This is a genomic window from Microcoleus sp. S13_C5, from assembly GCF_036700845.1.
In the GTDB taxonomy this organism is placed as follows: domain Bacteria; phylum Cyanobacteriota; class Cyanobacteriia; order Cyanobacteriales; family Microcoleaceae; genus Microcoleus.
In genome coordinates, this window is the sequence record NZ_JAUBPR010000168.1 from 1 (window position 1) to 11,187 (window position 11,187).

General features: G+C 46.6%; 7 protein-coding genes. 5 read left to right on the plus strand and 2 right to left on the minus strand.

Annotated elements, in window-relative coordinates; genetic code table 11:
* Positions 1–69: 69 nt before the first annotated feature.
* Positions 70–204: a hypothetical protein gene (locus QUA04_RS26860; protein WP_333263029.1), complete on the minus strand. Its 135-nt coding sequence runs from the start codon at positions 202–204 to the stop codon at positions 70–72.
* A gap of 454 nt (positions 205–658) precedes the next feature.
* Here QUA04_RS26860 and QUA04_RS26865 point away from each other — a divergent pair, with 454 nt between their 5' ends.
* The 5 genes from QUA04_RS26865 (at position 659) to QUA04_RS26885 (ending at position 10,892) form a co-directional block, all read left to right on the plus strand.
* Complete coding sequence (locus QUA04_RS26865) at positions 659–832, plus strand: hypothetical protein (protein WP_333263032.1); 174 nt, start codon at positions 659–661, stop codon at positions 830–832.
* Positions 833–837: 5 nt separating this feature from the next.
* Complete coding sequence (locus QUA04_RS26870) at positions 838–2,334, plus strand: mannitol dehydrogenase family protein (protein ID WP_333263036.1); 1,497 nt, start codon at positions 838–840, stop codon at positions 2,332–2,334.
* Positions 2,335–2,597: 263 nt separating this feature from the next.
* Complete coding sequence (locus QUA04_RS26875; RefSeq protein ID WP_333263039.1) at positions 2,598–7,727, plus strand: PAS domain-containing protein; 5,130 nt, start codon at positions 2,598–2,600, stop codon at positions 7,725–7,727.
* 20 nt (positions 7,728–7,747) lie between these two features.
* Entirely contained in the window at positions 7,748–9,190 is a 1,443-nt protein-coding gene (gene xylB, locus QUA04_RS26880; RefSeq protein WP_333263042.1) for a xylulokinase, read from the plus strand.
* A gap of 121 nt (positions 9,191–9,311) precedes the next feature.
* Positions 9,312–10,892, plus strand: coding sequence for a glycosyltransferase (locus QUA04_RS26885; RefSeq protein WP_333263045.1), 1,581 nt, complete (start codon positions 9,312–9,314; stop codon positions 10,890–10,892).
* 58 nt (positions 10,893–10,950) lie between these two features.
* Here QUA04_RS26885 and QUA04_RS26890 read toward each other — a convergent pair.
* Positions 10,951–11,187 (minus strand): hypothetical protein (locus QUA04_RS26890; protein WP_333263049.1); only part of this gene is annotated, 237 nt, incomplete at its 5' end.

Here is an 11,187-nt window from a genome sequence, read left to right on the forward strand (position 1 = left end):
TCTCTTGTTTCATCTGTCGAAAGAATTCTTAAAGAATTTGGAGATAATTATGTAATTAATTTTGCTTAACTACTTAGCTTGCTGCAATACAGCAGCAGTAGTCCGATCCGTGGCCCTTGAAGCAGCCTCAAAAGCATTGCGCGAAAAATAAAATGCCAGAATAGTGCCTACCCAAGTTCCGTACAGAGGGAGGGTTGAATCCATTACTCGTCCTGAAACAACCCCTCTTTTTTCACCATTTTCCGCAGTGGCAATTACCACGACTGATATACTGAAGACAGCTATTATCGAAGCGAGAAGAACCCCCAAGGCAATCCTCTCCCTATTTCGGGAGTCAGATTGCTCTTTCAACATAATCCCCTCTCGAGTGGTTTGGCTTGGGGGCTGGCTCTGGGAAGTTAGATCAGGGGACAGAGGAGCAGGTGTTGCCGTGGCTGGAGGAAGGGGAGAAGTATTAGCCATGAATATCTAGTATTTAACCGATATGTTGATATTGAATTAAAACTCAAAGCAGAAATCGCTCGCCTAACTATATAATTGACTGAAACTTTCCGCTTAAGATCCCATAGTGGGTAGATAGGCAGAATGATTCGGCATAACACCCCAAGTTTACTACTTAAGCAGATTCTTTCTGCAGAATACGCGGCTTAAGCTGAATATGCGGAATCTTTCCGCATATTTTCAGATTACTTACGGAGTCGTGCAAACAGACGGAGATAATTCCAGCCAGTTGCGCGATATTGTTCCTATTCACATTAGCGGCGATATGAGCCATCTGTTTGACTTACAGGGTGAAGCAGTTTTAAAAAGCCGTCGTCACCACCTAGTATAAATAAAATGAACAGCAATACCAGTACAAGCTCAACAATCAAGCTGAATCAACAATCCCTATCTCGTTTACCGGGAAACGTGCGCGTACCCAAGTACGATCGCCCTCAAATTACTAATGGAATTGTGCATATTGGGGTTGGTGGATTTCATCGATCGCACCAAGCGCTCTATCTCGATAATTATTTCCATCAGAATCCTGGTAGTAATTGGGGAATTTGTGGTGTTGGATTGCTTGACAATGACTATGACAGGCGAATGCGGGATGCGCTTCTGTCCCAAGATTGTTTGTATACGTTAGTTGAGCGATCGCTAGAAGGAGATCGCGCTAGAGTCATCGGTTCAATCACTCAATACCTTTTTGCACCAGACAATCGTCAAGCAGTTATTGAAGCATTAGCAGCCCCCGAATGCCGAATCGTTACTCTAACGATCACTGAAAGCGGCTACTACTACATTGAAGGAAGTGGCAATTTCGATGTAAACCACCCGACGATGCAGCACGATTTGCAACATCCTGACAAACCACTTGGGACATACGGTTTTTTGACAGCGGCACTCGAAAAACGCCGTAAACAGGGGTTGGCACCCTTTACAGTCTTGTCCTGCGACAATATCCAGGGCAACGGCAACATGGTGCGAAAAATGCTAACGACATTTGCCCAAATGCGCGATCCAGATTTAGGAAGTTGGATTGCTGAACACGTTGCCTTTCCCAACTGCATGGTCGATCGCATTACTCCGCTGACAACCCCAGCAGATATCAAAATGGTGGCCCAACAGTTTGGTATTGATGATGCGTTTCCATGCGTCGCGGAGCCTTTCACCCAGTGGGTAATCGAAGATACCTTTTGTGCAGGCAGACCCGATTGGGAATCCGTTGGCGTACAGATGACTAAGGATGTTCATCCCTATGAAATGATGAAAATTCGGCTGCTCAATGCCAGCCATATGCTGATTGGTTATCTCGGCTCTCTGGCAGATTATACCTACGTTTATGAAGTCATGGCTGATCCCTTGTTTCAGCAAGCAGTCGCTAACCTGATGGACGAGGTGACACCAACGCTCCAACCTGTTCCTGGGATCGATTTAGACGATTATAAAAAAACTTTAATTGAACGGTTTTCCAATCCCAAAATTCGCGATCAGCTTCCACGCCTTTGCCTGAATGGATCAGCCAAAATTCCTAAGTTTGTTTTGGGATCGATCCGCGATAAATTACAACTTGGAGGTGCGATCGATTACCTAAGTTTGACGATTGCTGCTTGGTGTCGATACATCAATAGTCATGATCAACAAGGGCAACCTATTCCCATTGATGACCCATTAGCAGACATCCTCACTCAACGCGCCAGTTTGAGTGAATTAGATCCCAGACCATTACTGGGCCTATCTGAAATTTTTGGAGATTTAGTACAGTCGCCACGTTTCGTTGAGGCTGTTGCTGACAAGTTGCGTAGTTTGCATGAGTTTGGTGCTCAAGGAACGCTAGCCCGATTGTCGTAGGCACCATCCGCATCCGTGAGGAGACTTATTTGAGACTGCCACGGCTGCACAACGTTAAAGCCGTGGGATTCTCCCGTCTAGCCCAGCTCTATGTCTACGAGTGCAAGGGGAAATTCACCAGCCAGTACAGCGCAATATTTATTGAGTACATTCTTTCCCATCTATCTTCCCTCTCGCCAAAGCATCTATCTTAAGGCAGATTCTCCTGAGTGAGTAACTCAGGTTCAATGGAGAAGACCGTGTATGTATACGGATGAATTTTCATGAAGCGCGACGCCACAGGCAAGTTTCTTAGCAATTGGAACTCGGAGATGAAACAACGAGTGAGCGTATCTCTGACTAATACAGCATGGCGATCGCTCGATAAAGAGGCTCACAGGCGAGGAATTTCTCGCTCTGAAGTCATTGAACGCTTTGCCCGCACTCTTGAAGGCGAACAGTTGTTTGCTGCCCAAGAAACTGAGCGCAAGGTGGCAACGATTCTTGAAAGCATTACGGATGCTTTTGTCGCCTTCGATCGCGACTGGCGCTACACTTACGTGAATGGGGCAGCGGCTCAAATCCTGCACAAAACGCCAGAAGAGTTACTGGGAAAGCACGTTTGGAATGAGGTTTTTCCTGAGTTGGTCGGTGGAATTGGCTATCGAGAACTACATCGGGCAGTGGCACAACAGGTTCCTGTTTCCTGGGAAGAATTTGGGAAGCCTGTCGAGTGTTGGTTAGAGGCAAATGCCTATCCCTCTACGGCAGGAGTAGCCGTTTATTTTCGGGATGTGACAGAGCGCAAACGCTTGGAATCAGAATTGCGGCAGCGAGAGCAACAGTTCAAAATGGTGGCGGAAAATGCCCCAGACATTATTAGCCGAGTTGATGCAGAATTTCGCCATATTTATGTCAGCCCTTCTGTAGAACTGGCAACAGGTATTCCATCAGAGCAATTTGTTGGCAAGACCAATGTTGAGCTAGGAATGCCAGAAGATCTCTATCGTGTTTGGCATGATAGTCTACGCCAAGTCTTTGCAAACGGGCAGGAACAGACGATTGAATTTAAGTTTCCGACTCTAAATGGTATTCGATGGTATCAGGCGCGTATTGTCCCCGAATTTGCCAGTGATGATTCTGTTGCATCAGTACTGAGTATTGCTCGTGATGTGACGGATTACAAACAAGTTGAACAGGCATTACGAGAGAGTCAAGATCGCCTGCAATTGGCACTGACGGCGGCTCAGATGGTGGTCTGGGATATGGATTTGCCGACCAATCAGGTCGTGTGTACTGCTAATGCTCTAGACGTTTGGGGTCTTCACGAAGGCTCAGGAGAAGACTTTTTTGCACTCATTCATCCAGACGATCGACAACGGGTGATCCAAGCGGCTCAAGCAGCAATGGCTGGAGAACAGTCCTACCTGCAGGAGTATCGGGTAATTAGTCCAGACGGCGTTGTGCACTGGATCAACAGTCAGGGACGAGTTTATCTGGATGAGACGGGGCGAGGAGTTCGCATGGTTGGCGTTTCGGTTGACATCACGGAACGCAAACACATCGAAGCAGAGCGCGATCGCCTTTTAAAACGAGAACAATCTGCCAGACTCGAAGCCGAAACCGAACGCCAGCGGTTGCATGACATCCTGATGCAATTGCCTGCCATGATTGCCATTGTTAAAGGTGCCGATCTTGTGTATGAATTTGCCAATCCAACCTATCTGCAAGGGACTGGGCGCACTCCAGACATTATCGGGAAATCAATACGGGACGTTTTCCCCGAGATAGAGGGACAAATTTACTTTGAAGCGCTCGATCGCGTTTACCGGACGGGAGAAACGTTCATTATGAATGAATCGCCTACTTACTGGGACCGGAACGGCGATGGAGTGTTGGAAGAAGCATTTTTCCACTGCATCTTTGCGGCTTGGCGGGATGCAGAGGGAACCATTCAAGGCGTGTTGATTTATAACATTGAAGTGACAGCCCAGGTGCGGGCAAGGCAACAAATTGAACAACTACTCAAAAACCTCCAGCAGAAAGAAGAAATTCAGCAATTCCTGATCGAATTGAATGACGCAATTCGTGCCATTCAAGACTCGAAGGAAATTATGTGGCAGGTAGTTTGTGCCACAGGACAACACTTCCAAGTCACTCGCTGTACCTACGGTGAAATTGATTCTACTCAGGAATATGTGATTGTCGATCGCGATTTCTGCAATGGTGTAGTCAGCGTGGTGGGTAGACATCACCTGGATTCGTTTGGCCCTGAACTTATTGCGGAATTAAAGCAGGGCAGAACAATCGTCGTGGATGATGTCGATCGCGATCCTCGGACTGCCGGAGTTGGGGCGGCTACCTTTGACGCAATTCAAACCAAATCTCTCCTATGTGTTCCCTTGGTGAAAGAGGGGAAATTTGTCGCATTGTTGGTGTTGCACCATGTCTCTGTTCGCCACTGGACGGAGGAAGATGTGGTGCTGATGGAGCGAATAGCTCAAAAAACCTGGCTAGCCGTGGAGCGATCGCGGGCAGAAGAGGAATTGCGCGAAAGTGAAGCTCATCTGCAACTCGCGCTCAAGGTCGGACGCATGGGAACGTGGGACTGGGATATGCAGACCGATGCCTTGCTTTGGTCAGAAGGACACTTCATGGTGCTGGGTCTTCAACCGAATGAGTGCGAACCGGGCTATGAAGTTTGGGCAAGTCGGGTTCATCCTGATGACCTAGCAGAAGCTGAAGCAAAACTTCAGCAAGCCATAGCAGATAAGAAAGAGTATCACCATGAATATCGCCTGCGTTGGTCAAATGGCTCGATTCACTGGGTTGAAGCGAGAGGACAGTTTACTTATGATTCTCAGGGAAATCCCAAGCACTCGATCGGAGTTGTCATTGATATCACAGAACGCAAGCAAGCGGAAGAGGCGTTGCGTCAAGCCCTACAAAAGCTCAACTTTCATGTTGAAAACTCTCCAATGGCAGTCGTTGAATGGAATCGAGACTTTCAAATCATTCGGTGGTCTGCTGGTGCAGAGCGCATTTTGGGCTGGAAAGCCGAAGAAATTCTGGGCAAATCTTTAACAGAGATACCTTTTGTCTTTGAGGAAGACCTAGAATCGGTGACTGAAGTCTGCCAACGGCTGGTCTATGGTGATGAACCCCATATTTTTTCATACAACCGCAATTACACGAAAGATCGCAACCTTGTGCATTGCGAGTGGTATAACTCCAGTCTCAGGGACGAATCGGGACGGATGATTTCGGTGTTATCGCTGGTGCTGGATGTGACGCAACGCAAGTATGCAGAACAAGAACGAGAACAACTGTTAGAACGCGAGCGTCTTGCACGATCGGAAGCCGAAGCCGCACAGCACCAACTAGCAACTATTTTTGACACGTCTCCGGTTGGACTTGCCCTGTTAGATGCCGAGCAGAGATTTATTGCCATTAACGAAGCATTAGCAGAAATTAATGGATTAACCCGCGAGCAACATTTAGGCTATTCAATTCCAGAACTTTTTGGTCAGTCCGATCCCCAATTAGTTGAAGTCTTTGATCAGATTTACGCCACGGGCAATCCCTTCACTTCACCGAACTTTGCGGTAAATGTTCCCGGACGCAGCGATCGCCGTCCCGGTTACTACAACGTTTACTATCTTCCGACCGTTAACTCAAATGGTCAGGTCGAAGGCATTCTCGTGTATGTGGTAGATGTGACGGAACGGATGCAGTTAGAGCTTGCCCAACGTTTTCTCTCTGAGGCAAGTGCGGTGCTGGCATCCTCACTCGATTATCAAACTACTCTAGAGCGAGTCGCGCAGCTTACAGTGCCGGAATTAGCGGACTGGTGTACGGTTCACATGATAGGAGAGGATGGTGCGATCGATCAGATTGCAGTTGCTCACATCGACCCGACTAAACTGGAATGGGCCTATCAGATTAGAGACAAGTATCCGCTGAACCCGGATGACCCTCGCGGTGCTGCATACACATTGCGAACAGGACAACCTGATTTACTGCCCGATATTCCCGATGAACTGTTGGTACAGGCAGCGCGTGATTCAGAGCATTTAGAGATGCTGCGGCAGGTTGGATTCAGCTCTGTAATGACGGTGCCGCTACGAACTCAGGCACGAATTCTAGGGGCCATTTCCTTTATCTGTGCCGAATCTGGACGACGGTATACCTCAGCAGATTTGCAACTGGCAGAGGAATTGGCGCGTCGTGCTTCCTTGGCGATCGACAATGCTCAGCTATATCGGTTAGCTCAACGCGATCGCGCAAAAGCAGAAGCCGCTAACCGAATTAAAGACGAATTTTTAGCCGTATTGTCCCACGAGTTGCGATCGCCCCTCAATCCGATTCTGGGTTGGACGAAATTGCTACGAACTGGGCGACTCGATGCCACAAAAACCCAGCAAGCGCTGGAAACGATCGAACGCAACGCCAAGCTGCAAGCGCAATTAATTGAGGACTTGTTGGATGTCTCGCGCATTCTGCAAGGAAAAATGACGTTAAACGTCGCTCCAGTGCATCTAGCGGCAACGATTGAAGCTGCCCTGGAAACGGTACGACTGGCAGCCGAAGCCAAACACATTCAAATCCAGACCACATTTAATCCTATTTCAGGAACGGTTTCAGGTGATACCAATCGCCTCCAACAAGTAGTCTGGAACCTCCTCTCCAACGCCGTGAAGTTCACCCCAACCGGAGGACGAGTTGAGGTGCAACTAGAGCAGGTTGGTATGTACGCTCAGATTCAAGTCAAAGATACTGGAAAAGGCATCAGACGAGACTTCTTACCCCATGTGTTTGACTACTTCCGTCAAGAAGATGGCACAATAACCCGACACTTCGGCGGATTGGGATTGGGGCTGGCGATCGTCCGTCATTTTACCGAACTGCATGGAGGAACCGTTCAAGCAGACAGCTTAGGACACAACTTAGGGGCTACATTTACCATTCGGCTACCGTTAAACCTCGTAGAGCCGGAATCCTCGGACGATCGCAGGCACCCAGAAAGTGCGCCAGACTTAGCAGGTGTTCATGTCTTGGTTGTGGACGATGATGCAGATATGCGAGAGTTGGCAGCATTCACCCTAATGCAATCTGGCGCACAAGTTACGACAGCCGCTTCCGGTGCACAGGCGTTGACTCTCCTGAATCAATCTGTCCCCGATCTACTCTTATGTGACATTGGGATGCCAGAGATGGATGGTTATGCCCTGATTCGGCAAATTAGAAAGTGGTCACCTGAACAAGGAGGTACAATTGCTGCGATCGCACTTACTGCCTATGCTGGAGAAATCAATCAGCAGCAAGCCTTAGCTGCCGGATTTCAGATGCATATCTCCAAGCCTGTCGAACCAGAGGAATTGGTAAAAGCGATCGCCCGTTTGCTAAGACACTGAATGATTTGAGGATTAGCCTAATGCTGCTTGGTATAGATTTAGGAACAGGCTCTGCTAAGGCATTGCTCCTAGCGACAGACGGAACTACTATAGGTGAGGCGTCAAGCTCCTATCCTGTTCATGCACCCCACCCTGGATGGGCTGAGTCGGAGCCAGGGGATTGGTGGTTAGCGGTTGCCTCGGCTGTTAGGAAGGCAGTGGGAAATCACGCTGATCAGGTAGAGGCGATCGCACTTTCAGGGCAAATGCACGGTGTTGTCCTAGCCTCGGAGTCGGGTCAGCCTCTGCGTCCTGCTATCCTCTGGGCCGATACTCGCTCTAGTGCCTCGCTGAACACTTATCATTCGCTTGATGCCGCTATTCTAGAGCGCTTGGGCAACCCGATTACGGCTGGAATGGCGGGCCCCACTTTGTTGTGGCTACGAGAACACGAGGCTACTGTCTACACCGAAGCGCGTTGGGCACTTCAGCCCAAAGATTGGCTGCGGTTACGGCTGACTGGAGAAGTCGCAACCGAACCATCTGATGCTAGTGGTACTTTGCTTTACGATGTTGTGTCGGATAACTGGGCAGAAGATGCAATCTCAGCCCTGAATCTACGTGGTGATTGGTTACCAAAAATTATCCCCTCTAGTGCGATCGCCGGCTACCTAACAACTATTGCTTCAGAGCATCTTGGCTTAAGAGTTGGCTTACCTGTTATCGCTGGTGCTGCAGATACCGCAGCGGCAGCGCTTGGTAACGGACTACTAGAGCCTGGTTTGGTTCAACTAACGATCGGCACAGGCGCTCAAATCATTACACCTCGATCGCAACCAATTATCGATCGTCATGGTCGTACCCATCTCTATCGAGCCGCCCTACCTAACCAGTGGTACACCCTTGCTGCAATGCAAAATGCGGGGTTAGCGCTGGAGTGGGTGCGAGGTATCCTGGGCTTGAGCTGGCAGGAAGTCTATACTAAAGCGTTTTCTGTTCCCCCAGGATGTGAAGGGTTGACATTTTTGCCGTACCTCACGGGTGAGCGAACTCCACACCTCGACCCCTATGTACGCGGGGCATGGGTAGGGCTTGGACTTCATCACACACAGGGACACCTGATGCGGGCAGCTTTAGAGGGAGTTGCTTTTGCCTTGCGACAAGGTTTTGAGGCCCTTGAAGCAACAGGTTTTAAAGCGACAGAACTGCGTTTAGCAGGCGGTGGAACTGCAGAAATGCCTTGGAAACAATTACTGACCGATGTATTGAGAATACCCCTCTATGCAACTACAGTGGCTGCGGCTTCCGCGCGTGGTGCAGCTCTACTGGCGGGTATAGGAATTGGCATATATCCAGATGCTAATGACACCATCAAACTGGCACCCACACCAATGCTTGCTGCCACTCCCCAATCAGTTGATCCAATCCTAGAAGAAGCTTGGTTTCGATATCAATCCCTTTATCCACGACTTAAAAAAATGTGATAGGAGTTATGCCTAAAGGAGGAGGTACTAGAACCTATCCACAAATTACTCTTAAGCTAATACTGTTTAACATCAGTAAAATAAAATAACTAATTTTACTACAAAAAGAGGTAGATATTACATGAATATATTAGCTGGAATTAAGCTACCAAAATCAGCCGAAACCTCGAATGTATATATACGGTGTAATGAATCTGCATCTATAAACTACCAGGAAGATGACAAAAAAGTTGTTTTATCTCAGGGTGGTGTTGTCTCCTCAAATTCTTACTTTAATTCGTTTTACGAGAGATATTATACTCAATATACAACTCTTAGCTCTATCTACTATGTGCTGAAACTTGAAGGCGATTTTAAAGTTTCTGTTTACCGAGAATTTGATGGACAAAAAAACAAAGAAATTATTTCTGAAGAGAGCTTTGACAAATGTCAATTCTCTAATCCTGTAAAAATCTCACCAATAAATCTCCTTCAAGGCAAAAAAGCGGGCAGAATATATTTTGAAATAACTTGTTCTAGTGAACAGGGCGAATTTAAAGGGGCTTGGATAGCAACTGATCAAAGTAAAACTAGAGAAGTATCATTGGGGATTGTAATTTGCACCTTTAAAAAAGAGGACTTCATACAAAATACATTAACTGCAATTTTTCAAGATGAATTGCTAGAAACCAAGGACTTTAAAGTATTCGTTGTTGATAATGGTAGAACTTTAGATAAAGCTGATTTCGGAAAGCCAAAACTGAGGCTAGTTCCTAATATAAATGCGGGTGGAAGCGGGGGCTTTACCAGAGGGTTGGTCGAAGCTTTAGAGGAAAAAAAATATTCTCACTTTTTGCTTATGGATGATGATATAGAGTTAGAAAGTGAATGTATTTATAAATTATTTCCTTTGTATGAATACGCCAATTCTGATTTTGCTGTAGCGGGTGGATTGCTAAATTTACAAAAAAAGCATATTTTGTATGAAGCAGGAGCATCGTACAACGCCTATTCTAAAACTAGAGGATTTGGGCCTGGGGCATTAATTGCTTTAAATTATAATATCGATTTACGAGATTCTAATTCTCTCAACAGGTTGCTCAAGGAAGAAGATGTAGACTATGGCGGATTTTGGTTTTTCTCTTTTTCTAAGGAACTTGTTGAACAAACTAAATTACCGCTGCCTTTATTTATCAAAATAGATGATGTAGAGTTTGGTTTAAGAATAAAAGAGTTGGGCAATAACATTGTAGCTTTTCCATCAATGGCGGTGTGGCATCAACCAGCGGCGGCCAAGAATGTAAATTGGGAAAATTATTATTATATCCGCAATGATTTAATAGCTTATTCCATCCATTATTCTCCAGAATATATGGCTGCAGTTGAGCATTTGACAAAAGTAATACTTCAGGCTTTAGCAAAATTTGATTATAATCATGTAGAGATGGTTGTAAAAGCTTTTGAAGACTATCTAAAAGGCCCAGATTTTATCAAAAACTCTGACCCAGAAACCTTTCACATGAGCATTGTAAAGCTTAGTAAAAGCTATAATAACCAAAATGAGGTAGATAAATTAGCTGGTACTAACCTTTTGACTAGGTGGTTTAAAGTTGCTGCTGAAGGTATTAATGAATGGTCATCCGTAAGTGAAAAATGGAAAAGTGCTTCAAAGGACATGACATCTACTATATTTTGGCAGCAATACCTTGGGCTAAAGAAATAGAATTGACCGCCTCCACTGGTTAATGGTTGACAGCTTAGGCCGCCAGCAACTCAACGATTCACAACAAAAGCGCCTTGGGATTAATTGTGGTAGTTGACACTCCCCCGTCACAGCGTAGCTTGACGGGGAATTCTTGTTTCACAGCTTGATGCCAAGTAAAAGCAGTGCCTTTACTTGGTCTTACTCTACCTCCAGAAGCTACGAAGGTTGCCCTACACCCCACATTCCGCAGATATTCAAGCAGAAGGAAAGGAAGATAGATTCGGAAACACAAAACTCCCAAACGATTGCCGTG